This is a genomic window from Bosea vestrisii, from assembly GCF_030144325.1.
GTDB lineage: Bacteria > Pseudomonadota > Alphaproteobacteria > Rhizobiales > Beijerinckiaceae > Allobosea > Allobosea vestrisii_A.
Genome location: NZ_CP126307.1, coordinates 4,006,929 through 4,031,107, shown reverse-complemented (window position 1 = coordinate 4,031,107; position 24,179 = coordinate 4,006,929). Strand labels below are relative to the sequence as shown.

19 protein-coding genes are annotated in these 24,179 nt (G+C 67.6%); 11 read left to right on the top strand and 8 right to left on the bottom strand.

Annotation, left to right across the window (positions count from 1 at the left end; all coding sequences use genetic code 11):
• Positions 1–10: 10 nt before the first annotated feature.
• Together QO058_RS19840 and QO058_RS19835 are read right to left on the bottom strand one after the other, a co-directional pair.
• Positions 11–2,188: a TonB-dependent siderophore receptor gene (locus QO058_RS19840; protein WP_284167983.1), complete on the bottom strand. Its 2,178-nt coding sequence runs from the start codon at positions 2,186–2,188 to the stop codon at positions 11–13.
• Between the two features lie 154 nt (positions 2,189–2,342).
• The gene (locus tag QO058_RS19835; RefSeq protein ID WP_284167982.1) at positions 2,343–3,200 is read right to left on the bottom strand and encodes a helix-turn-helix transcriptional regulator; all 858 of its coding nucleotides are present in this window, start codon (positions 3,198–3,200) and stop codon (positions 2,343–2,345) included.
• Positions 3,201–3,526: 326 nt separating this feature from the next.
• On the opposite strand from QO058_RS19835, the gene QO058_RS19830 reads away from it, so the two are divergent.
• From QO058_RS19830 to QO058_RS19820, 3 genes are read left to right on the top strand one after another with little or no spacing between them, the layout of a single operon-like run.
• Positions 3,527–4,540 carry an ABC transporter ATP-binding protein gene (locus tag QO058_RS19830; protein ID WP_284172957.1) on the top strand — a complete coding sequence of 338 codons (1,014 nt, stop codon included), beginning with the start codon at positions 3,527–3,529 and terminating at the stop codon, positions 4,538–4,540.
• Positions 4,537–5,526, top strand: coding sequence for an ABC transporter ATP-binding protein (locus tag QO058_RS19825; protein WP_284167981.1), 990 nt, complete (start codon positions 4,537–4,539; stop codon positions 5,524–5,526). The genes QO058_RS19830 and QO058_RS19825 overlap by 4 nt, the downstream gene beginning before the upstream one ends.
• 24 nt (positions 5,527–5,550) lie before the next feature.
• Entirely contained in the window at positions 5,551–7,017 is a 1,467-nt protein-coding gene (locus QO058_RS19820) for an alkaline phosphatase family protein (RefSeq protein WP_284167980.1), read from the top strand.
• A gap of 191 nt (positions 7,018–7,208) precedes the next feature.
• Here the strand turns inward: QO058_RS19820 and QO058_RS19815 are convergent, their stop codons facing one another.
• The 4 genes from QO058_RS19815 to QO058_RS19800 form a co-directional block, all read right to left on the bottom strand.
• Entirely contained in the window at positions 7,209–8,771 is a 1,563-nt protein-coding gene (locus QO058_RS19815) for an ABC transporter substrate-binding protein (RefSeq protein ID WP_284167979.1), read from the bottom strand.
• A gap of 67 nt (positions 8,772–8,838) precedes the next feature.
• Complete coding sequence (locus tag QO058_RS19810; RefSeq protein ID WP_284167978.1) at positions 8,839–9,609, bottom strand: glycerophosphodiester phosphodiesterase; 771 nt, start codon at positions 9,607–9,609, stop codon at positions 8,839–8,841.
• Positions 9,610–9,613: 4 nt separating this feature from the next.
• Entirely contained in the window at positions 9,614–10,492 is an 879-nt protein-coding gene (locus QO058_RS19805) for an ABC transporter permease (RefSeq protein ID WP_284167977.1), read from the bottom strand.
• Positions 10,489–11,430: an ABC transporter permease gene (locus QO058_RS19800; RefSeq protein WP_284167976.1), complete on the bottom strand. Its 942-nt coding sequence runs from the start codon at positions 11,428–11,430 to the stop codon at positions 10,489–10,491. Before QO058_RS19800 ends, QO058_RS19805 begins: the two co-directional genes overlap by 4 nt.
• A gap of 302 nt (positions 11,431–11,732) precedes the next feature.
• Here QO058_RS19800 and leuA point away from each other — a divergent pair, with 302 nt between their 5' ends.
• The 8 genes from leuA to QO058_RS19760 all read left to right on the top strand — a co-directional run bounded on the left by leuA (position 11,733) and on the right by QO058_RS19760 (position 21,233).
• Positions 11,733–13,400: a 2-isopropylmalate synthase gene (leuA, locus tag QO058_RS19795; protein WP_284172956.1), complete on the top strand. Its 1,668-nt coding sequence runs from the start codon at positions 11,733–11,735 to the stop codon at positions 13,398–13,400.
• 132 nt (positions 13,401–13,532) lie between these two features.
• Positions 13,533–14,288: a protein-L-isoaspartate(D-aspartate) O-methyltransferase gene (locus QO058_RS19790; protein WP_284172955.1), complete on the top strand. Its 756-nt coding sequence runs from the start codon at positions 13,533–13,535 to the stop codon at positions 14,286–14,288.
• A gap of 237 nt (positions 14,289–14,525) precedes the next feature.
• On the top strand, positions 14,526–15,392 hold the full coding sequence (locus tag QO058_RS19785) for a sugar phosphate isomerase/epimerase family protein (RefSeq protein WP_284167975.1): 867 nt from the start codon (positions 14,526–14,528) through the stop codon (positions 15,390–15,392).
• On the top strand, positions 15,389–16,903 hold the full coding sequence (locus QO058_RS19780) for a sugar ABC transporter ATP-binding protein (protein ID WP_284167973.1): 1,515 nt from the start codon (positions 15,389–15,391) through the stop codon (positions 16,901–16,903). Before QO058_RS19785 ends, QO058_RS19780 begins: the two co-directional genes overlap by 4 nt.
• Positions 16,900–17,880, top strand: a complete 981-nt coding sequence (locus tag QO058_RS19775; RefSeq protein ID WP_284167972.1) for an ABC transporter permease — start codon at positions 16,900–16,902, stop codon at positions 17,878–17,880. The genes QO058_RS19780 and QO058_RS19775 overlap by 4 nt, the downstream gene beginning before the upstream one ends.
• Positions 17,877–18,860, top strand: a complete 984-nt coding sequence (locus tag QO058_RS19770) for an ABC transporter permease (RefSeq protein WP_284167971.1) — start codon at positions 17,877–17,879, stop codon at positions 18,858–18,860. Before QO058_RS19775 ends, QO058_RS19770 begins: the two co-directional genes overlap by 4 nt.
• An 82-nt stretch (positions 18,861–18,942) precedes the next feature.
• Positions 18,943–20,067: an ABC transporter substrate-binding protein gene (locus QO058_RS19765; RefSeq protein ID WP_284167970.1), complete on the top strand. Its 1,125-nt coding sequence runs from the start codon at positions 18,943–18,945 to the stop codon at positions 20,065–20,067.
• A gap of 131 nt (positions 20,068–20,198) precedes the next feature.
• On the top strand, positions 20,199–21,233 hold the full coding sequence (locus QO058_RS19760; RefSeq protein WP_284167969.1) for a LacI family DNA-binding transcriptional regulator: 1,035 nt from the start codon (positions 20,199–20,201) through the stop codon (positions 21,231–21,233).
• Between the two features lie 3 nt (positions 21,234–21,236).
• Here QO058_RS19760 and QO058_RS19755 read toward each other — a convergent pair whose 3' ends face one another.
• The gene (locus tag QO058_RS19755) at positions 21,237–23,186 is read right to left on the bottom strand and encodes a hybrid sensor histidine kinase/response regulator (RefSeq protein ID WP_284167968.1); all 1,950 of its coding nucleotides are present in this window, start codon (positions 23,184–23,186) and stop codon (positions 21,237–21,239) included.
• 92 nt (positions 23,187–23,278) lie between these two features.
• Positions 23,279–24,163, bottom strand: coding sequence for a DMT family transporter (locus tag QO058_RS19750; RefSeq protein ID WP_284167967.1), 885 nt, complete (start codon positions 24,161–24,163; stop codon positions 23,279–23,281).
• Between the last annotated feature and the right edge of the window lie 16 nt (positions 24,164–24,179).

Genomic DNA, 24,179 nt, shown 5'->3' with positions numbered 1-24,179 from the left:
CCGCCTGTCCTCACCAGCGATAGGACAGGGTGGCGAGCACGGTGCGGCGCATGCCGAAGGAGCACTGCACGGCGCCGTAGCAACCGGCGACATACTCCTTGTCGAACAGGTTCTGGGCGTTGACCTGCACCTTCCAGCCCTTCATCGCGGCGTTGGCTGCGCCGAGATCATAACTGATCGCGGCATCGACCAGCGTGTAGTCGTCGGTGAAGAAGGTGTTGCCGGGATCGCCCGCGCCCTTGCCGACATAGCGCACGCCTGCGCCGAGGCCCAAGCCGGAGAACAGGCCGGTCTTGAAGGTGTAGTGCGCCCAGAGCGAGGCCATGTGGCGCGGCACCACGGTCGGCCGCTTGCCGAGATCGGCGCCGGTGCTCTTGGTCACCTCGGCGTCAGTAAAGGTGTAAGCCGCGACGAGATCGAGATCGTCGAAGACCGTCGCCCTGGCCTCGACCTCGACGCCGCGGGCCTGGACCTCGCCGGTCTGGATCTGGAAGCCGGGATTGGCGAGGTCCGCAGTCTGCACATTGGTCTGGGTCAGTTGGTAGACCGCCGCCTGCAGGAAGGCATTGGTACCGGGCGGCTGGTACTTGAAGCCGGCCTCGTACTGCTCGCCCTCGGTCGGCTTGAACGCGACACCGCGGAATGTGGTGCCCGGGACCGGCTCGAACGAGGTCGAGTAGCTCGCATAGGGCGCAAAACCGTTGTCGAAATTGTACATCAGGGCGACGCGGCCGGTATTGGCGAAGTCGTCCTGCTTGGTCAGCGCGCCGTTAACGAGGTTGCGCGTCCGCGCCATCGCCCGGTCGAAGCGGCCGCCGAGCACCAAAGAGAGCCGGTCGAACTTGATCTGGTCCTGGATATAGACGCCGTATTGCTGCGCGACCTGCCCGGTTCCCGGCACGGCCGGGACCGCGAACGGCAAGCGACCATAGACCGGGTTGAAAGCGTCGAGCGTCTGCACCGTGCCGCCGGCGCCCGTGTAAGCGGTGCCGTCGCTCCAATAGCCATCGACGCCGAACAGCACCTTGTGGGTCAGCGCGCCGGTGCGGAAATCGGCCTGGAGCTGGTTGTCGATGCCGAAGGTCTTGGCCTTCTCGTTGGAGGCGGTGACGCGGCGCGTCAGTGTGCGCTGGTCGGCGCCGAGCGACGCTGCGGCAACCGTGCGGAAGCGCGATTCCAGATCCGAATAGCGGACGTTCTGGCGGAAGCTGAAGACCTCGTTGAAGCGATGCTCGAAGGCGTAGCCTGCCGTCAGATGGTTGCGGCTGTAGCCCTCATAGCCGGGCTCGCCCGGAAAGAAATTGCTGCGGATGCGGCCATTGCGGTTCGGCAGCGCAGTGCCGACCGACGGGATGAAGCCGTAGAAGCCGGTCTCGGGATCGCGCTGGAACGAGGTCAGCAGCGTCAGGCTTGTCGCCGCATTGGGCTGGAAGGTGACGGAGGGTGCGATGTAGAGGCGCTCCTCCTTGGTGAAGTCGACCTGGGTGTCGGCAGCACGGCCGAGCCCGACGATGCGGTAGAGCACGGTCTTGTCCGGCGTCACCGGCCCGCCGATGTCGAAGGCGAGCTGCTTGCGCTCGAAGCTGCCGAACTGGATCTGCACCTCGCCATGCGCGACATCACGCGGGCGCTTGCTGACCATCTCGATCATCCCGCCCGGCTTGACTTGGCCGAAGATCACCGAGGCCGGGCCGCGGATCACCTCGACGCGCTCCAGACCCCAGGGCTCGACCGTCGGCACGAGGAAGTTGACGCCGCGCTGTAGCCGCAGGCCGTCGAGGAGGTTGACGAAGCCCGCACTACCGCCGCTGCCGCCGAAGCCCCGGATGAAGACGCTGTCATAGCGCCCCATCGACAGGCGCGTCTCGCCGAGCACGCTCGCCGAATAGCGCAGCGCCTGGCTGACGCTCTGGGCGCCCTGGTCGTCCATCTGGTCGCGGGTGACGACGGTGACCGATTGCGGCGTCTCGATCAGCGGCGTGTCGGTCTTGGTCGCGCTCTCGCTTCGCCGTGCCACATAGCCATTGACTGGCCCGTTGGCGCGCTCGCCCTGAACCTCGATGGTATCGAGACTGATCCCGCCTGCAGCCTGCGCCAGTGCTTCGCCAGACCAGGCTGCGATGATGGCACCGAACGCGACGCCGGCAGCCAATACAGCCCGATTGCCGGTGATGAGAACCCCAGTCATGCCTGCGCCCTTGCCCCTTCGCCATTCCGGCGACCCGTTGGCAGGGTTCTTTCAGGAAGCGTGCTTGGCCGGCAACGCTGTCGGCTTTCGATCGCGGCAGTATTTCTTTCGCTGCAGTTTCGAGCCTTTCCAGCTCTGAAGCAGGAGGCATCCCTCAACGCAGCGCGCTCGGCGACATGCCGAAGCGCTTGCGGAACAGGCCGGAAAAATGCGCCGGCGTATAACCGACGCGGAAGGCGGCCTCGGCGATGCTCGCCTCCCCTTCGGCGATCAGGGCATGGGCCTGCTGCAGCCGCAGTTCCTGCAGATAGCCGAAAACACTGTCGCCGAACTCGGCGCGGAAGGCAGAGGTGAGTTTCGTCGGGTTGAGACCGGTCGCACGGGCAAGCTCGGCGAGGCTCGGCGGCTCCTGCATCGCAGCGACAAGCATGTCCCGCGCTGTGTGGACCTGTTCGCGCGTGCGGGCCGGAAGCCGCGCCGGCCGCAAGGGCGGCTGGCCGACGATCCGGTCGAGCGCCACGGCGGTGAGCTCCAGCGCCTTTCCGGCCAGATAGAGCCGCCGCAGCGGCTTGGCCACCGGGCATTCGGCGATCTGGAGCGCGAGCGCGCACAGATCGGCATCGGCCGGGCGCACCCAGATCCCGGCGTCTTCGGCTCCGGCGAGCGCGAACAGTTGCTGCATCGGGGCCTCGAATTCCCGCTCGACGAAATCGAGGTCGAACTGCATCAGGACGCAGCGGACCACGCCGCCGCTGAGGCCGGTGCGCTGCTGGACATGGTCGCCACCATTGGCGGCGACCAGCAGAGCCGGACCACGGACCAGGACGGCGGGCCGGTCATCGATCTCGAGGGATTGCCGCCCATCCAGCATGACCGCGATCTTGAGGCCCCGGCGCATCGGCCCGACGATCCGCTCGCCTTCCGGCACCGGAAAGTAGCCCGCCGACAGCGATAGCTGCCGCGAGAACAGCGGAATGCCCACCAAGGATTCGGGATCGGAAAAAGTCTGCATCGCGTTCACCGGAACAGCATAGTTCAATCGTTTTCGACCTCAAGATTTAGCGCTCAGATTACGGGTCTTCTAAATTCAATGGAATCGACCCGGCATTCACTGTTGATGCAGCGGCGAACCGATTTCACATCAGCAACCGTTACCTGACATACCTCGCCTGCTCGCACATTCAGGCGTTGAATGGCATCGACCAGGCGCCGCGGCCTGCTCGGCCCGTCACATCACGGTCACCGAAACGCGTCTATCCCGCTGCGATGACGCTCCTGACCGCCCGCGACAAAGATCGCTCCGGCATCGCCGCGCTGCTGCCCGGCGCCGAGGTGCGCTTGCCGCCGCTGTTGGCGCTGAAAAACTTCTCGGTCGCTTTCCCGGGAGCCAGCGGCCCCGTCCCGGTCGTGCGCGGCATCGACCTCCGGCTCGCGCCCGGCGAGGCGCTCGGCATCGTCGGGGAATCAGGCTGCGGCAAGAGCGTGACCTGGCTGGCGGCCTTGCGCCTGCTCGGCCGCGGTGTCGTCACCTCCGGCGAGGTGCTGCTCAAAGGGCAGGACATCACCCACCTGCCGGAGCGCGCGCTCGCGAGCATTCGCGGTGGAAGAATCGGGCTGATCTTCCAGGATCCGACCAGTTCGCTCAATCCGGTGCAGCGGATCGGCACGCAACTCACGGAAGTGCTGCGCCTGCATCGCGGATTGCGCGGCGATGCTGCCCACCGCGAGGCGCTGCGCCTGCTCGACCGCGTCGGCATCGCCGATGCGCCGCGGCGGCTGCGGCAATATCCGCACGAATTCTCGGGCGGCATGAACCAGCGCGTGATGATCGCGCTGGCGCTCGCCGGCGAGCCCGAGGTGCTGATCGCCGACGAGCCGACCACCGCGCTCGACGCGACGATCCAGGCGCAGATCCTCGACCTGATCCGCGACATCCGCCGCGAGAGCGGCATGGGGCTGGTGCTGATCTCGCACGATATCGGCGTCGTCGCCGATCTCTGCGACCGCGTCGCGGTGATGTATGCCGGCCGCGTCGTCGAGACCGCCGCGACACAGGACCTGCTCGACCGGCCACGCCATCCCTATACGCGCGGTTTGCTCACCGCCCTGCCGACGCTCGGCGGCCCGCGCCAACGGCTGACGCCGATCGCGGGCACCGTCCCCGCTCCCGACCGGATGCCGCCAGGTTGTGCCTTCGCGCCGCGCTGCTCGCTGGCAATCGACGACTGCCGGACGCAAACGCCTGCGCTGGTGCTGGCGGCACAGGACCAGCGCGCCGCCTGCCTGCGCCTCGCCGAGACGGCGCTGGCACCGGCCGCCCATGAGCCGGTTCCGGTCGGAGCGTTCGCATGAGCCCGCTCCTTCGCGTCAGCGACCTCGCGCGACATTATCCGGCCGCGACGGCAACGGGGCAGAAGCGGATGCTCCATGCAGTCGACGGCGTGAGCTTCAGCCTCGCCGCCGGAAAGACGCTCGGCGTGGTCGGCGAATCCGGTTGCGGCAAGTCGACCACCGCGCGGCTGGTGCTCGGGCTGCTGCCGGCGACGCGCGGGCGGGTCGAGTTCGCCGGCGAGGAGGTCAGCGCGACCTGCGACCGCCAATGGCGGGCGCTGCGCCGGCGGATGCAGCTGGTGCATCAGGATCCGCTCGCGGCGCTCGACCGGCGCCTGCCCGTCGGCGAGCAGATCGTCGAGCCGCTCGTTATCCATGACCGCGAGGCAGGCGCCGAGGCCCGGCGGCAGAAGGCGCTCGCGCTGTTCGAGGCGGTCGGCCTGAGGCCGGACCTGTTTCAGCGTTATCCGCACGAGCTCTCCGGCGGCCAACGCCAGCGCGTCGTGCTCGCCCGGGCACTGATCCTCGGTCCTGAGCTTTTGGTCTGTGACGAGCCGATCTCGGCGCTCGATGTCTCGGTCGCGGCCCAGGTGATCAACCTGCTGCAGGACCTGCAGGCGCGCTTCGGCACGGCCTATCTGTTCATCAGCCACGACCTGAAGGTGGTTCGGCAGATCGCCGACGAGGTCGCGGTGATGTATCTCGGCAAGATCGTCGAACAGGGACCGCCGGAGGCGCTGTTCCATGCGCCGGCCCATCCCTACACCGAGGCGCTGGTCTCGGCCGTGCCGACGCTCCAGCGCGGCACGCGCGAGCGCATCATCCTGCGCGGCGACCCGCCCAATCCGGTCGACCGGCCATCGGGCTGCGCCTTCCATCCACGCTGCCCACGGGCCGTCGCCCGCTGCCGCGAGGAAGCGCCAACGCTGCGCCCGACGAGCGACGGGCGACTTGCCGCCTGCCATCTGGTACCCGTGACCGCCGACGCCAGAGCGGCTGCCGCCTGATCCATCCACCGACCGGAACTCGACATGGCCCAAGACGATCGCTCCCCCGCCACCCGCGTGATCGTGGCAGTCTTCGACGGGTTGAGGCCCGATCTCGTCTCGCCCGAGCTGACGCCCAATATCCTGCGGCTGGCAGCGCGCGGCACCTGGTTCCGGCGGGCGCGCAGCGTCTTTCCGTCCGTGACCCGCGTCGCGACCAGCGCGATCGCCACCGGCGCACCGCCCGGCGTGCACGGGATCGTCGGCAACGCGTTCTACCTCGCCGACGCCATTCCCGAGCGCATCTTCGACACCAGCGACATCGGGATGCTGCGCCGCGCGGAAGCCCATCATGGCGGCCGGCTGATCGCGGTCGACACCTTCGGCGACGTGCTGGCGCGGGCGGGCAAGCGACTCGCCGTGGTCCACACCGGCTCGGCCGGCTCGGCGCATTTCATCAACCCGCGCGCCCGCGCCAACGGCCACTGGACCTTCTCGATGCTCGGCAGCGAGGCGACGCAGACGCCGGAGGCGGTCGAGGAAGCGATCGCCAGGCTCGGCCCGCTGCCGCAGCGCCAGCTGCCGCGCCTCGACGAACTCGCTTATGGCGGCCGGCTGATGACCGAGCATGTGCTGCCGGCGCTGAAGCCCGATGTCGCGCTGATCTGGTTCAACGAGCCCGACACCACCTTCCACTATCGCGGGCTCGGCTCGCCGGAGGCCAAGGCCGGCCTGCAGCAGGCGGACCGTGCCTTCGGCACTATCCTCGACTGGGTCGAGGCTCAGCCCGATGGCGAGCGCATCGCGGTGATTGCCGCCTCGGACCATGGCCAGATCTCGACCGGCGCGATCGAGCCGCTGTTCGATGCGGCCCGCCAGGCCGGCTTCGATCTCAGCAACGCCAAGTCCGTCGATGGTGCGGCTTTCCTCGCAACGGGCGGCATCAGCGGCGAGATCCGCCTGCGTGGAAGCGACCGGACCGAGCTTGAGCGCATCGCCGCCTGGCTGATGGAACAGCCGACGATCGGCCATCTCTTCTCGCGCGGCGGCGGAGAGGAAGGCGAAATCGCCGGCACCCTGTCGCTTGACCTGATCGGAGCCGGCCATGCCGAGCGCCAGCCCGACCTGATGTTCATCCTGAAATCATCGCTGGAGGCCGATCAGTATGGATTGCTCGGCCTCGGCGCGATGACGCCGGGCGACGTGCCGCTCGGCGGCGGCATGCATGGCGGCATCAACCCGCACGAGCTCAATACGGTGCTGATCATCTCCGGCGGCGCGACCGACGGCGGAAGCGTCTCGCAGGAGCCGGCCGGGATCATCGACATCGGCCCGACCGTGCTCGGCCTCTCCGGCCTGGCCAAGGCGCCGAGCATGGTCGGCCGCGACCTCTCCCGTCCGGCGAGGGAGGAGGCACGCATCCGCCGCGTTTCGGCTGGCCGTGGCGCCTTCACCCAGCAGGTCGAGTTCGCCGAGCAGGACGGCCGCCGCTTCATCCTCGGCGGGCATTGAGGCTGGTCGCCTCGTCAGAACCGACATCGTCATTCCGGGGCGGCGCGTCAGCGTCGAGCCCGGAATCCAGAACCGATGCCGGTTGAGATGATGGCACTGCGATCGACGCGCTGTTCCTGAGGCGGCATCGGTTCTGGGTTCCGGGCTCAGGCCTTCGGCCTGCCCCGGAAAGACGAAACGACCCCGTCCGCTCAGCTGCGGGCGAAGGACAGATTGTCCGGGCGCAGATCCATGAAATAAAAGGTCGTCGGCCGCCAGGCGATCGCCTTCTTGATCGCGTAGGCTTCGCTCGGCTGGTAGAGGATCGTCGCCGGCGCCTCGTCCTCCCAGATGTCGAGCATCTCGGCGAACAGCGCCTTGCGCCTGGCCGGATCGACCTCCGCCTCCAGCGCCGTGCCGGCCTTGTTGAAGCCCTCGGCCGAGGTCCAGAACTTCGAGACCTGGTGCTCGCCGGCGGGCCCCCAGGCGACCCAGATCGCGCCAAGCGGGTCCGGCAGGCGCGTCGAGTTCGACCAGTTGAAGATCTGTGCGCCGGCGCCGCGCAGCTGGGTCGAGTTCTCGACGACCTGCAGCGAGGCGTTGATGCCGACGGCCTTCCACTGCTCGACCAGGATCTGCGCCGCTTCGAGCGCATTGGTGTAGTAGTTGGCCATGGTGCGGTAGACGATCGGCTCGCCCTTGTAGCCGGCCTGCTGCAGCAAGGCCTTGGCCTTGGCCGGATCGTAAGGCAGCTTGCGGCCCTCGACGAACATCTGGCCGTATTCGGGGAAGTTGTGGCTGGGCGGCACCTGCGCCGTGCCGTGCCAGAGCGCATCGACCAGCTTCTGCCGGTCGATCGCATGGTTCAGCGCCTGCCGCACCCGCTTGTCGGCCAGCACCTTGTCCTGCTCGTTATAGGCGAGGACATGGACGTTCGCGAGCACGACCGAGCGGACGTCGATGTCCTTGTAGGCGCCGACCACGCTCATCTGGTCGGGCGGGATATTGGTGATCAGGTCATAATCGCCCGCGACGAGACCGGCGACGCGCGCGGCCAGCTCCGGCACGCGCCGGAAGGTGACACGCCGGGCCGTCGGCTTGCCCATGAAATAGTCGTCGAAGGCTTCCAGCACCGTGGCTTCAGCTGCCGAATGCGAGACGACGCGATAGGGACCGGTCGCCACCGGCTTGCGCGAATAAGCCTCGAAGCCCATCGCCTCATAGGCGCGCTTGTTGACGATCCAGGCGCACCAGGAGGCGAGCCGCTGCTCCAGCAGCACGTCGGCGACCTTGGTACGGAAGCGCACGCTGTAGCGGTCGATCGGCTCGACACTGGCGAGGATGCCGAAATAGGGCTTGCCGCCGGGGATCTGGGCCTTGTCGCCCCAGAGGCGACCGTCGCGGAAGGTGTAGGCGACATCCTCCGAGGTCAGCTCGTCGCCGTTGTGGAACTTGATGCCCTGGCGCAGCGTGACGATCAGCTCCTGGGGCGAGACGCGCTCCCACTTTGTCGCCAGATGTGGCTTCAGCTCCGAGCCGCCACCATCGCTGGCGCCAAGGAAATCGCGGCGGATCAGCGTATCGAAGATCGAGTAGGTGACGCGCGTGCCGACATTGGAGAGCTCGCGCGCCGGCTCCAGCGTCGCCGGCAGGTCGGCGACCGCGACGGTGAAGGTCGTGCGGGTCTCGCCGGCCGCGAAGGCCTGCGGGGTGGCGAGCAACGCCGAGGCGGCGGCAGCACCTTCCAGAAGACGGCGGCGGGAAATGGTGATCATGGCATGTCTCGCATCGAGGTCGGCGGCGCTGCCGGTCCGGCTCCCCGCGCAATAGCGCTGCCATGCCTCAGCCAGACGACAGGGCCGTGACGGAGCGCGCCGACAGCAGCAGGCGGGGATCGTCGAGCATCACCGCATCGGGGGCGAGCGACAGGACGCGGTCGATCCCGTCGGCATCGATCCGCCCGACCGGAAAGGGCGGATAGCCGGCTATGGCAATCGAACGCGGCTGCCCGACCATCACGACTGTGCGCAGGCCAACGGCACGCGCGGCTGCGATGCGCTCGGCCGTCGCCTCGCCTTGCCAGAAGCGGAACCAGTTCGCGCCGAGGATTTTTGCCTGCTCGTAGGCTTCCGGATCCGGGACCAGCGCAAGGATCGCGATCTCCTGCGACAGCGCGCGGGCCGCAGGGATGAGGTCGAGCGAGCGCAGGCCCAGCAGCACACGCTCCGCGGCGTCGGCTGCCCTGACGGCGTCGAGGATACGCGAGAGAACGGCCGGATCGGCGAGCTTCACGTCGAGCAACAATCCGATCGGCGCGGAGGCGGCGATGGCCTCCTCCAGCGTCAGCAGGCCGGGCAGCATCGCCCGCAGCTCGGCGAGCCCGGTTTCGGCGGCGAGGCGCGGATCGCCGGCGATGCGCCGGAGGTCGGCGTCGTGCAGGCAGACTAGCGCGCCGTTGGCGCTCAGCCGAACGTCGGTCTCGACCATATCGGCGCCAACGGCCTTGGCCTGCTCGAAGGCCTCGGCAGTGTTTTCCGGCCCGAGCAGCGCGCCGCCGCGGTGGGCGATGGCGAGCGGCAGGGGGCCTGTGATCTTGCGGATGTCGAAGCTCATGCCTTCAGTGCCGCTCGCTGGTCGGATCGAGGCGGTCGCGCAGCCAATCGCCGAACAGGCTCATCGACAGCGTGGTCAGGAAGATGATGAGCCCGGGAAAGACCGCGATCCACCAGGCGTTCAGGAGATAGCGCCGGCCCTCGCCGAGCATCAGGCCGAGCGAGGTGCCGGGCGGCTGCACGCCGAGGCCGAGGAAGGAGAGCGAGGTCTCCAACAGGATCGTGCCAGGAAAGTTGAGCGTCGCCTGGACCACCAGCGCGGCGACGATGTTGGGCAGGAGATGGCGCAGGACGACGCGGGAGGTGCGCGCGCCCAGCGCCTCGACTGCATTGATGTAGTCGCTCTCCTGCTCGGAGGCGACGAGGCCGCGGGCGAGACGGGTATAGCGGTCCCAGCCATCGATGCTGACCAGGACGATGAACAGCACGATGTTGTTGCCGAAGAAGGCGAGCATGGTCAGCGCCAGGAACAGCGCCGGGATTGCCGCCTGCGCATCGACCAGCATCATGATCGCCTGGTCGACGATGCCGCGCATCCTGGCTGCGATGAAGCCGAGCAGCGTACCGAACACCGCGCCGATCAGCGTGCCCATGACCGCGATCAAGATCGAGGTGCGCACCGCGTAGATCATGCGGCTGAGGATGTCGCGGCCGAGCTGGTCGGTGCCGAGCCAGTAGGTCATGCCGCCGCCCTGCGTCAGCGGCGGCTTCAGCCGCGCGAGCAGGTTCTGGGTGGTGTAATGGACCGGCGCCAGCCAGTCGGCCAGGATCGCGACGAGGACGACCAGAACCAGGAAGCCGGCCGAGAGCTTCACCACCGGCGACATGCGGCGCCCGCGCGGGCGGGAGGCCGGAACAGCACCCAAATCGAGGATCGCCGTCATGCCGGCTTGCCCATACTGCGGGAGAAGCCGCCGAGGCGCGGATCGATCAGGATGTGCAGGATATCGACAAGTAGATTGGCGACGACCATGACCACGGTGACCGTCAGGATCACCGCCTGGACGACGGCAAGATCGCGCGTTGAAACGGAATCGACCAGCAGCCGGCCAATGCCGGGCCAGGCGAAGATCGTCTCGACCACGGCGCTGCCGGCGAGGATGTGGCCGATCTCGATCCCGATGAACATCAGCAGCGGCACCGCGGCATTGGGCAAAGCGTGGCGCAGGATGACCGAGAGCGGCATCACCCCGCGAGCCCGGGCCGCGCGGATGAACGGCTTGCCGAGCACTTCAAGCGTCGCGGTGCGCGCGAACCGGGCGAGCCGCCCGGCCAGCGGCAAGGCCAGCGTCACCACCGGCAGGATCAGGTGCCACAGCGTCTCGGACCCGGCCGAGGGCAGTATGCGCAGCTTGAGCGCAAAGAGCAGGATCAGCAGGATGCCGAGGAAGAAGATCGGGATCGCATAGCCGAGCACGGCGACCGCCATGGCGAGGCGGTCGACCGCGCTGTTGTGGCGCAGCGCCGCCAGGACGCCGAGCGGCAGGCCGATCAGCAAAGCGAGCATGAGCGCGCAGGCGCCCAGCAGAAAGGTCTTTGGCAGGGCGTCGACGACCGCGGCGAAGGCCGGCCGGTCATCGGCAAAGGAGAGGCCGAAATCGCCGCGGACCACGCTGGCGAGATAGCGCAGATACTGCTCGGCGAGCGGGCGATCGAGCCCCCAGAGCTCGCGGTAATGAGCGCGCACATCAGGCGGCGTCTCGATCGAGAGCATGATGTCGGCGGGGTCGCCGGCGAGGCGCAGCGCAAGGAACACCGCCGAGACGCAGATCGCGACAGTCAGCAGCGCGCGCAGGGTGCGAAGGGTGAGGAAACGCAGCATCGCCGGCTCGTGACTCGAAGGCCGAGCTTGTGCGGATGCTTACGCGACAAACGAATGACAGTTCGCCTTTCGGCCAAAGGCTTCGGACATCGGCAGCAGCGTCAAGGTTGATCTTCCTCCGCCATGATGGTTAGGTCCGGTCATGCGATTTCGGTCCGCCATCCGGGGCCTGACCCTGCGACTTAGCCGCCCGGCGCTGTGAGCGCGCCGGGGTTCAAAGGCCTGTCCATCGCATGACGGCGCAGCAAGGTCCCGAGCAGGCCTGACGCCGCATCCTTCGCAAGGGTTGTCCCATGACCACGATGCCGATTTCCAAGTACCGCGCCTATGCGCCGGTCAACCTGCCCGATCGCCGCTGGCCCTCGCAGGTGCTCACCAAGGCGCCGATCTGGTGCTCCGTCGACCTGCGCGACGGCAACCAGGCGCTGATCGAGCCGATGGGCGTCGATCGCAAGGACCGCATGTTCAACCTCCTGGTGAAGATGGGGTTCAAGGAGATCGAGGTCGCCTTCCCCGCGGCGTCGCAGACCGATTTCGACTTCGTCCGTTCGATCATCGAGAGCGGCGCGATCCCGGACGACGTCGCGATCCAGGTGCTGACGCAGTGCCGCTCCGAGCTGATCGAGCGCACCTTCGAAGCGGTGAAGGGCGCCAGGAACGTCATCCTGCACTTCTACAACTCGACCTCGACGCTGCAGCGCGACGTGGTCTTCCGCTCCGACCGCAAGGGCATCGTCAAGATCGCGACCGATGCGGCCGCCCATATCAAGGCCCTGGCCGCTCAAGCGCCCGAGACGAACTTCACCTTCGAGTACTCGCCGGAGAGCTTCACTGGCACCGAGCTCGACTACGCGCTCGAGATCTGCGAGGCGGTCAAGGCGGTGATCAAGCCGACGCCGCAGAACAAGCTGATCCTCAACCTGCCGGCGACCGTCGAGATGGCGACGCCCAATGTCTACGCCGATCAGTTCGAATGGTTCGGCCGCAACATCTCCGACCGCGACAGCGTGCTGCTCTCGATCCACCCGCACAACGACCGCGGCACGGCGGTGGCGGCGGCCGAGCTCGCGCTGATGGCCGGCGCCGACCGCGTCGAGGGCACGCTGTTCGGCAATGGCGAGCGCACGGGCAATGTCGACATCGTCACCATGGCGCTGAACCTGTTCACGCAAGGCATCGAGCCCGCGCTCGACCTGCGCGATGTCAACGAGATCCGCAGCATCGCCGAATACTGCACCCAGCTGCCGGTGCATGAGCGCCACCCTTATGTCGGCGAGCTCGTCTACACCGCCTTCTCCGGCTCGCATCAGGACGCGATCAAGAAGGGCTTCGACGCGCAGGAGAAGCGCAACGACCCGATCTTCCAGGTGCCCTATCTGCCGATCGACCCCAAGGATGTCGGGCGCGACTACGAGGCGGTGATCCGGATCAACTCGCAATCCGGCAAGGGCGGCATCGCCTATATCCTGCAGGCCGATCACGGCCTCGACCTGCCGCGCCCGCTGCAGATCGAGTTCTCCAAGATCGCGCAGGAGCAGATGGACGAGGAGGGCAAGGAGCTGACCAGCGCGGTACTTTGGGCCTTGTTCAGCAAGACCTACCTCCTCGCCGACGCGCCGCTGGAGCTGATCACGCACAAGACCTTCCCGGATGCGCAGGGTTCGCGGACGCTGACGGCAGAGCTGAAGCAGGACGGCGCTATCCGCACGATCGAAGGCGTCGGCAACGGGCCGATCGACGCCTTCGTCGACGCGCTGAAGACAACCTATGGCGTCGAGTTCTCCTTCCTCGACTATCACGAGCACGCGGTCGGGCGCGGCGCCAACGCTACCGCCGCCTGCTATGTCCAGCTGCAGGACGAGAAGGGCCGGGTCGTGCACGGCGTCGGCATCGACCCGAATATCGTCATGGCCTCGCTCAAGGCCGTGCTCAGCGGCATGCAACGGGTGATGGCCGGCCAGACCGGCTGACCGGCTGCAAACCGTAGCGGCGCGGCGCTGGCGGAAGAGGCGCCAACCCAGCATCAGCAGGCTGGCGCACTGAGCAGGGCCTGGCCTCGCAGCGCCCGTTCCACGTGAACCTGCGCCTTGTCCTGACGTTGAATCTCAAGCAGCGGCTTCGCGGGCGACAATGCGTTCCGTAGGGCCACCGCCCGCGGAGGCCGTCATGCCGGAGCCCCCGATTTCACCCGTGCCCGCCAGTGCATGGTCGAGCAGCAGCTCGCCGGTCGCGGAATTCGCGACCAGAAAGTGCTGGACGCGATACGACAGGTTCCGCGGGAGGCTTTCGTCGCGACCCAGCTCGCGGCATTCGCCTACCAGGATGGCCCGATCCCGATCGGGGAAGGACAGACGCTCTCGCAACCCTATGTCGTCGCCTTGATGCTGGAGGCGGGCGCCATCGCTGCGCAGGACAAGGTCCTCGAAATCGGCGCCGGCTCGGGCTACGTAGTGGCTCTGCTCAGCCGCATGGCGCGCAAGGTCTTCGCGATCGAGCGGCATGCGATCTTGGCGGCCCAGGCCACGAAGCGGCTGCAGCAGCTCGGCTGCGACAATGCCGAGATCCTCTGCGCCGACGGGACTGAAGGTTTGCCCGCGGAGGCACCGTTCGACGCGATCATCGTCTCGGCCGGCAGCCCCGAGATTCCCGGCACCTTGAAGCAACAGCTCGCCATCGACGGGCGGCTTGTCATCCCGATCGGGCTGAACGGATACGGCCAGGTGCTGATCAAGCTGACGCGGCAGGCCGAAGGCGTCTTTGCCAGCGAACGCCTCGCGCCAGTCAGCTTCGTGCCGCTGATCGGCAAGCACGGCTGGGCAGCCGGGAAGGAGGAGTTTCCGAACCGGGACGAGGATTAGGCCCGGCCACCTGGGCGATGCCGCGCTCTGGCGCCCGACTGGCGAACAGTCACGAAAGTCGCCGGTTGACACTTCTGCAATCGATTACATAATCCCTTCCGAAGCGGTTCCACAGAATGAGCCGTGCAAGGGAGGAGTACCGGTCATGTGCGTCAGCGCCGCCAGTTCATCCGTCTTTTCCGGCCGTGGCAGCGATGCCGCCCGGCTGCGCTGAGCGCGGTCGCGAAAGCCCTGGCCATGGTCCAGATCGGCTTCAACCTGCTGACGGTTGGCGGCTTCATCGACGAAGCGCATCTGCCTTTGTGCGAGCGCATCCGCGAGATCGGCTATGACGGGGTCGAGATCCCGGTGTTCGAGGGCGATGTCGGCCACTACGGGCGGCTCGGCCGCCACCTCGACGAGATCGGCCTCAAACGTACCACCGTCACAATCGTTGCCGAGGACAGCAACCCGCTTTCGCCCGACCCGGCCATCCGCCGACAAGCGCGCGAGCGCCATAGCTGGGCGGTCGACTGTGCCGCGGCGCTGGGCGCCACCGTCATCGCCGGGCCCTATCACTCACCGGTCGGCGTCTTCACCGGCGAGGGACCGCGTGAGGACGAGCTCGCCCATCTCGCCGAGGCGCTGCATGCGATGGCGGACTACGCCAGCAAGGCCGGGATCGCGCTATCACTCGAGGCGATCAATCGCTTCGAATGCTACGCGCTCAACACCATGGAAGCGGCGAGCGCTCTCCACGCGCGGGTCGGACATCCGAACTTCGGCTACATGTACGACACCTTCCACGCCAATATTGAAGAGCGCGACCCGGTCGGCGCCTACAGCCGCTACGCGTCCGAGATCAACCACATCCACCTCTCCGAGAACGATCGCGGCATCGTCGGGCGCGGCCATGTGCCGTGGGCCGAAACCTTCCGCGCCATCCGCGCCACCGGCTACGACAGCTGGTTGACGGTCGAGGCTTTCGGCCGGGCCTTGCCCTCGCTCGCGGCGGCGACGCGGGTCTGGCGCGACCTCTTCCCCGATCTCGACACACTGCTCACCGAGAGCCACGGTTTCATCCGACAGGGCTGGGCGGAAGCCGCCAAGGCCGGTGCCGCATGAGTGCGAGTACGCCGGTCCTTTCGATGCGCGGCATCGGCAAGAGCTTCACCGGCGTGCGGGCGCTCGACGATGTCAGCCTCGATTGCCATTCCGGCGAGGTCCACGCTATCTGCGGCGAGAACGGCGCCGGCAAGTCGACGCTGATGAAGGTGCTGGGCGGCGTCTATCGCCCCGACGAAGGCGAGATCCTTCTGGCTGGGGAGCCGATCGCGTTCAGGCATCCGGTCGAGGCACGCCGGGCCGGGATCAGCATCATCCACCAGGAGCTCAGTCTGCTCCCTGAACGCAGTGTCGCCGACAACATCTTCCTCGGCCTGGAGCCGACCCGCGGCGGCCTGCTCGACCGCGCCGCGATGCAGGACGGCGCCCGCAAGCTCCTGGAGCGCGTCGGCGCCAGGGTTCATCCGGGCGCTCTGGTGAAATCGCTCTCGATCGCCGAGCAGCAGCTGGTCGAGATCGCCAAGGCGCTGGCGCTCGATGCCCGCATCATCGTCATGGACGAGCCGACCGCCGCGCTCGACGAGCGCGATGCCGGCCGGCTGCTCGAACTCGTCGCCACCTTGCGGAACGAGGGCGGGGCGATCCTCTACATCTCGCACCGCATGGCCGAATTGAAGGCCATCGCCGACCGCATCACCGTGCTGAAGGACGGCAAGCTCGTCGCAACACGCCCAGCTGCGGCACTGACGCCGGCCATGACCGTTCGGCTGATGGTCGGGCGCGACCTCGCCGATTTCTTCCCGCCGCCCGGTGATCCAGCTCGGCTCGGCCCGGTCGTCCTGTCCGTCAAAGGCGCCGGCAACGCCGTGCTCTCCAACATCGCTCTCGATCTACGGGCCGGCGAGATCGTCGGCGTTGCCGGGCTTGAAGGGTCGGGCAAGGGCGCGCTCGGGCGAGCCTTGTTCGGCGACGAGCCCTTCACGCACGGCAATATGATCGTCGATGGGCAGGACGGCTTGATCTCGTCGCCGCGAGCGGCCATCGCCGCCGGCATCGGCTTCCTCTCCGACGACCGCAAGAAGGAGGGCATCGCGCCGCAGCAATCGCTGCGCGACAATGTCCTGATGACCCTGCGCGCCTTCGCGCGGCGCCTGCTCCCACCAGGTTCGGGCGATATGGCGCGCGCCGCCGCCGACCGGCAATTGACCGAGGTCGACGTCAGGGCGGCCGGCTTCGCACAGGAGATCCGCGAGCTCTCCGGCGGCAACCAGCAGAAGGTCGTGATCGGTCGCTGGCTGGCGCGCGATCCCAAGGTGCTGATCTTCCTTGAGCCGACCCGCGGCATCGACGTCGCCGCCAAGGCGGCGATCTATCAATTGATGCGCGGGCTCGCCGATCGCGGTCGCGCCATCCTGATGATCTCCTCCGACCTGCCCGAGATCATTGGCGTCAGCGACCGCATCCTCGTCATGCATGAGGGTGGCATCGCTGGCGAGCTTGCGCGCGGCGCGGGCGAGGAAGACGTGATGCACCTCGCACTCGGCACCGGGGCGACGGAGGCCGCGGCATGAGCGCCAGCGCCGACATCGCCACCGCCCGCCCGGCACGCGAAGTGCCGGTCGCGCCGCTGCTATTCGCCGGCTCGCTGGCGCTCTATGTCGTGACCGCGCTCGCGACCGGACAACACGCCTATCTCACCGGCGAGGGCTTTGTCGGCCTGACCCAGCGCATGGTCGCGCTCGGCATCGTCGCACTTGGGCAGACGCTGACGATTCTCGTCGGCTCGATCGACCTCTCGGTCGCCAACCTGATCAGTGTCTCCGCCGTGCTCGCCTCCTTCATCATGAAGGGCGAGCCGGCGATGATAGCCCCTGCCGTGCTCGCGGTGCTTGCGCTCTCGGCAGCGGTCGGCCTCGTCAACGGCCTCATCATCGCGAGGCTCGACGTCAACCCGCTGATCGCGACGCTCGGCGTCGGGCTGATCCTACAGGGGCTGCTCTCGGCGAGCTTCAGCAATTTCGCCGGTTCGGTCCCATCCGCCTTCCAAGCCTTTGCCTATGGCCGCATCGGCCCCTTGCCCTGGTCGGTGCTGCTGCTGTTCGTGCTCGCGCTCGCGATCTGGCTGATGCTGACCCGCACGCGCTTTGGCGCCCATCTCTATGCCACCGGCGGCAATCGCGACGGCGCCCGCCTCGCCGGCATCCGTACTGAGCGCGTCATCATCGGCGCGCATGTGCTGTGCTCGCTCATGGCCGGGCTGACCGGGCTTTATCTCGCCAGCCGCCTGCGCGCCGGGGCTCCCTGGGTCGGCCGCGACGGCATCTATGATCTGGAATCGATTGCCGTCGTGGTGATCGGCGGCACGCTGCTCGCCGGTGGGCGCGGCGGGGTCTGGGGCACGCTGGCCGGCGTCTTCCTGTTCGCCACGCTCGACGCCGTCTTCAACATGACCGGGATCGACGCCTTCCCGAAGCAGGTGCTGCGCGGCGCGATCGTCATCCTTGCGGTCGCCGTCTATGCGGTGCGCAGCAAAGGGCATGTCGCATGAGTGCCATGGCCGCCCAGCCTGGACCGTCGGCAGCGCGGCGCTTCGCGCGCGGCCTCAATGTCGGGCTCGCCGTCTTCCTCGTGCTCTACGGCACGATCGCGGTGCTGCAGCCGAGCTATTTCGAGGTCGAGGGCTTCCTCAACTTCCTGCGCCGGGCCGCGCCGCTGATCATCCTCGCCTGCGGCCAGCTCTTCGTCATCGCCGGCGGCGGCTTCGATTTGTCGATGGGCTCGCTGGTGACTTTGACCGTGCTCGGCGGCTCGATGCTCGCCGGCGGCAACCCCGAGAACACCTGGTGGACGATCGGCGTGCTCTACCTGATCGGCCTCGGCGTCGGGCTGGTCAACGGGCTGGTCGTCACCCTGCTCAAGGTGCCCTCGATCATCGCGACGCTCGGCATGCTGCTCTCGCTCAACGGCGCGGCGCTGATGTGGTCGGGCGGGGCGCCGCGCGGCTATCTGCCGGAGAATTTCCGGGCACTCGGCCGCCTCGTTTATCGCGACGTCCCGCTGACCGGGATCATGCCGCTCTCGGTGATCATCCTCATCGGCTTCGTCGCGCTCGCCGCCTGGCTGCTGCACGCAACCGTCTTCGGCCGGCAGGTGCTGGCGGTCGGCGACAATCCGCGCACGGCCGAACTTTCCGGTGTGCCGGTCGGCGCGACGCGGGTGTTGGTCTTCGTCATCTCGGCGCTGTCGGCGGTCACCGCCGGCATCCTGCTCGGCGGCTTCGCCGGGGTTTCGACCGCGGTCGGACAGGGGCTCGAACTGCAGGCGATCGCCGCCTGCGTCATCGGCGGGGCACAGTTGCTGGGCGGGCGCGCCAGCGTGACCGGCGCCGTCGCCGGCGCGCTCAGCCTGTTCGCTCTGTTCACTTTGCTCAACCTGATGGGCCTGCCGCAGCCGCTGCGCGAGACCGTGCAGGGCCTGATCCTGATCGCCGCGGTGGCGTCGAGCGCCTGGCGCATGCGGCGCGCCTGAGACTGAGAGTTTTCGGAAGCGCGTGATCCCACGCGCTCAGCCAGAGGCCGCCAGCAAGGCGGCGCGACAGAGGGAGGTGAACATGAAGACGCAGATCGGTTTGACGGCGCTGCTGGCAGCACTATCGACGGGCGCCATGGCGCAGAACTTCAACGACCCCGCCGAATTCGAGCGCCAGAAGGGCCTACTCACGGTCGCTCCGCAGGGGCCGGATGGCAAGCCCTGGGAGCAGAACCTCGGCGGCGAGAAGGTCGACACCGCCAAGTACAAGAAGCCCGGCCCCTACAAGCTCTGCTTCTCCAATGCCGGCGTGAACAATCCCTGGCGCGTCGTCGGCTTCACCAACATGCAGGCCGAGGTCGACGCCAACAAGGCCGACATCGCCTCGTTCACCCATGCCGACGCCGAGGGCAAGGACGACAAGCAGATCTCGGACATCAACGCCTTCGTCAACAGCGGCCAGTGCGATGCGCTGATCGTCTCGCCGAACACCACGGCGGCGCTGACGCCGGCGGTCGAGGCTGCCGCGAAGAAGCTGCCGGTCGTGGTCTTCGATCGCGGCGTCGACAGCAAGGCCCCGGTCACCTTCATCAACCCGATCGGCGGCTATGGCTTCGGCATCCAGGGCGCGAGCTTCATCGCCGAGAAGATCCCGGCCGGCGGCTCGGTGCTGGCGCTGCGCATCCTGCCGGGCGTCGACGTGCTGGAGAACCGCTGGGCTGCGGCCGAGCGCATCTTCAAGGAGAAGGGCATCAAGGTCGTCGGCGCCGAATTCACCAATGGCGACAACGCCAAGACCAAGGCGATCGTGGAGGACTATCTCAACCGCTTCGGCAAGATCGACGGCGTCTGGATGGATGCCGGAGCGACGGCGGTCGCGGCGCTCGAAGCCTTCGAGGATGCCGGCAAGCCCTATCCGGTGATCAATGGCGAGGACCAGCAGGACTTCCTGCAGAAGTGGAAGAAGAACAAGCTCACCGCGATCGCGCCGACCTATCCGACCTATCAGTGGCGCACTCCGGTGATCGCGGCGATCCGCATCCTCAAGGGCGAGCCAGTCACCGGCCCGACCTGGAAGCTCCCGCAGCCGGCGATCACGACCGAGACGCTCGACAAATACGTCAACGACAAGATGCCGCCGCTGCACTATGCGCTCTGCGGCTGCGAGCAGATGACGAATTATCCGGCCCGCTGGGGCGGCAAGTAGCTCGGCAAAGTAACGACAACCTCGGGCGCCCGCACGATGCGGGCGCCCCCTGCCCTGCCGGCAGCGATTGCGGCATGATGGGCGTCCTGCCTCGTCCTGCCGATTCGCTGCCGCCTTCCAGATCATTGGCCTTGCAAGACACACCCATAGCCGCCCCGACCATCGCCGAAGTCGCGCGCCTCGCCGGCGTCTCGACGGCGACGGTATCACGCGCGCTGGCTCAGCCGGAGAAGGTCAAGGCGCGGACCCGCGAGCGCGTCCTCGATGCGGTCAAGGCGACGGGCTTCATCCCGAATGCCCAGGCCCGCAATCTCAGGCTCCAGGCGACGCGCACGGTGATCCTGCTGGTGCGCGACATCAGCAACCCGTTCTATCTTGAGATCTACAAGGGCGTCGAAGAGGCGGCTATCGATGCCGGCTACAAGGTGCTGATGGGCGATGCCCGCGACGATGACGAGCGCATCCTGCGCTATGTCGACATGGTCAGGGAACGCCATGCCGACGGGCTGATCCTGATGGTCGGCCGCTTTCCCGAGGCGCTTGCGGCCCGCGGCCGGCTGCCGCCGATCGTGGTCGCGCTGGAGATGCTGCCCGGGCTGAACCTGCCGACGGTCAAGGTCGACAACCACGCTGCAGCGCGCGCGGCGGTCGCCCATCTCGCCCGGCTCGGCCATCGCCGCATCGCCCATATCGCCGGGCCGATGCCGGACCCGATGAGCGTCGACCGCCGCGACGGCTATCTCGCCGGCCTCGCCGATGCCGGCATCGCCGCTGATCCGCGGCTCGTCGTCGAAGGCGATTTCGGCCTCGCCGCCGGACGCGCCGCGATCCGCACCCTTGACGCCGGCGGCGTCGACTACACCGCCGTCTTCGCAGCGAGCGACCAGATGGCGGTCGGCGCGATGGGCGAGCTTCGCGCCCGCGGCCGCAACGTTCCCGACGACGTCTCGGTCGTCGGCTTCGACGATATCGTGCTGGCGGAGGCGGTCGAGCCGCAGCTCACTACCGTGCATCAGCCGCGCCGCGAGATCGGCCAGGCGGCGATGGTTCTGCTGATCGCGCAATTATCGGGACAGGGCGATCGCTCCGACCTCGTGCTGCCGACCAGGCTCGTCGAGCGCGCTTCGACCGCGGCGCCGCGCAAAGAAGGCGGAAAGCCGGGATAAGCCTCAGGCCGCCGCCGCCGTGGTGCGTCGTGCCATCGCCCCCGAAACTGCCTTTTCCAGATCCGCCTGCCAAAACGGCTTGCTCAGGCGCAGCACGCCAGCCCCCGCACCCGCAGGCAGGTCGGCATAGCCGGTGGCGAGGATGACCGGCAGGGCTGGCCAGCGTTCGCCGACCACTGTGATCAGTTGCGCACCGGTCATCTGCGGCATGGCGTGATCAGTGATCAGCAAATCGATCTCGTTGCTCTCCAGTACGGAAAGCGCTTCCCGTCCCGAACTTGCCTCGATGACCTTGTGGCCGAGATCCTCGAGCAGCGCGGTGGTGTTCATCAGCACGAGCGCGTCGTCGTCGACCGCGAGGACGGTGAGCGGGCGCGTCGCTGTATCGAAAGCCGCCGCGGGAGCGAGCGCTAGCGCGGCGTCAACGGCCGTCGCTCCCGTCGAGGACGGCAGCCAGATCTCCACTGTCGTGCCTTGCCCCAGGATGCTGTCGAGCTGGAGGCGGCCGCCGAGTTGCTCAGCCATGCCATGCACCATCGAGAGACCCAGCCCCGTGCCCTTGCCGACCCCCTTCGTGGTGAAGAAGGGCTCGGTCGCCTGAGCGAGCGTCTTCACATCCATGCCTGTGCCGGTATCAGCGACCGAGATGCGAACGTAATCGCCCTCCGGCAAGCCGATCCTATGCCCGCCGCTGACCCGCTCATTGCTACCGCCGATCCGCAGCACGCCGCCCTCCGGCATGGCGTCCCGCGCATTGAAGGCAAGATTGAGCACGGCGGTTTCGAGCTGGTTAGGATCGGCCGCGGCCATCACGAGATCGGCAGGGAAGTTCGTCTCGATCTGTATCAGCGGCCCCAGCGAGCGCTGCAGCAAATCCCCCATCTCGGCGACGAGCACGTCGGCCGCCACAGGCTGCAACTCGAGCTCCTGCTTGCGGGCGAAGGACAGCATGCGCTGCGTCAAGGAGATCCCCCGGCTCGCCCCCTTGATCGCATTGTCGATCAGGCCGAGCTGGCGTTCGTCGCTGATCTGGCGGCGGACCAGTTCGAGGCTGCCCATGACGGCGGTGAGCAGATTGTTGAAGTCGTGCGCCACGCCGCCGGTGAGCTGGCCTAGCGCCTCGATCTTCTGCGCCTGGAACAGGGCCTCCCGCGCCGTCTCAAGATCGGCTTCCACCTTGCGGCGCTCGGTCAGGTCCCGGGTGATCTTGGCGAAACCGATGATCTCGCCGGCATCGTCTCGAATCGGATCCATCACGACATGCGCCCAGAACGCTTCGCCGTTCTTGCGCAGGCGCCAGCCCTCCTTCTCGAAGCTGCCCTTGTCGATCGCCGTCTGCAAGGCGCGCTCAGGCTCGCCATTGGCCCGATCCTCCGGGCGATAGAACAACGAGAAATGCCGGCCGACGATCTCGTCAGGGCAATAGCCCTTGATCCGCTGCGCTCCGGCATTCCAGTTCGTGACCAAGCCATCGCGATCGATCATGTAGATCGCGTAGTCGGTGACGCCCTGGACCAGCAGGCGGAAGCGTTCTTCGCTGCGCCGCAACGCCTGCTCGGCCTCGCGACGTTCGGTCAGGTCTCGCGTGACCTTGGCGTAACCGAGCACCCGGCCGGTCCCAGGATTGAGGATCGGATCGATGACGACATGGGCCCAGAAGCGGGTGCCATCCTTGCGGACGCGCCAGCCCTCCTTCTCGAAGCGGCCCTCCTCCGCGGCCATGCGTAGGGCGCGTTCCGGCAGGCCGGCGGCACGATCCTCCTCCGTGTAGAAGCGCGAGAAGGACTGGCCGATGATCTCGTGATCCTCATAGCCCTTGAAGCGCCGTGCGCCCGGGTTCCAGCTGATCACCGTCCCCTGCGGATCGAGCATGTAGATGGCGTAATCCGTGACGGACTCCACCAACAGCCGATAGCGCTCGGCGGTCACCGGACCTTCCGCAATCTGGAGCACGTTTGGAACCTTGGCATGTGACATGTCGAACGCGCTGAACCCGGCGCCATGCAAAAGGTTCCCGGTGGGACCAAAGAAAAAATGACCCAGGGTCAGCGCACAGGCTTGGGCGAGACCAGAATCGCGCCGGAGGCCGCGACGACGAGCACGAGACCGAGCCAGTCGCTCATCGCCGGGCGCTCGCCGAGCAGGAGCACCGAACCGAGCGCTCCGACCGCCGGAACCATCAGCGTTCCCAAGCTGGCGATGCCGGCCGGCAGCCGGGCGATCACGGTGAACCAGAGGAAATAGGCAAGCGCCTGCGCGCCGAGGATGTGGAAGGCGAGCGCTGCGGCGACCGGCAGTGACAAGGCCTTGGGAATGGGTAGGCCTTCGAAGATCAACATGCCGATGCCGGCCGTGGCGCCGCCGATCAGCAATTGCCAGGCGGCGATCGCCAGCGTCGGCGCCGCGACCGGCCAGCGCTTGGTGACAATGGTGCCCAGCGCCCAGCTCAGGCTGGCGAGCAAGGCGAGAGCGAGCCCCGGCGAGAACTGGCCCGCCCGGATCAGCGGCAAGCCGAGGCAGAGCAGTCCGGCTATGCCCAGCCCGAGGCCGATCAACCTCGGACGATCGAAGCGCTCGCCCAGCACCGGCCAGGCCATCAGCGTCGCCCAGACCGGCATGGTGAAGGTCAGGATGGCAGCGCGCGAGGTCGGCGCCATCAGCTGCGCGAAGGCGAGCAGGATGTTAAAGGCGGCGATCGAGAGGATGCCGGCGACGACGAGCCTCGGCCACTGTGCCGTGGGCACCTTGAGGCTGACGCCGCGAGCCAGCGCGACCGCGACCAAGGCAAGCCCAGCGAAGGTCATGCCGCCGGCCCGCAACGTCCAGGGCGCGATCTCGGTCAGCGAGATCCGGACCGCCGGCCAGTTGAAGCCCCAGAGCAGCCCGAGCAGCGGGACGAGCAGGAGCGAGCGGGCGGGAGCGGACGGCATGAGGCGACTATGCGGG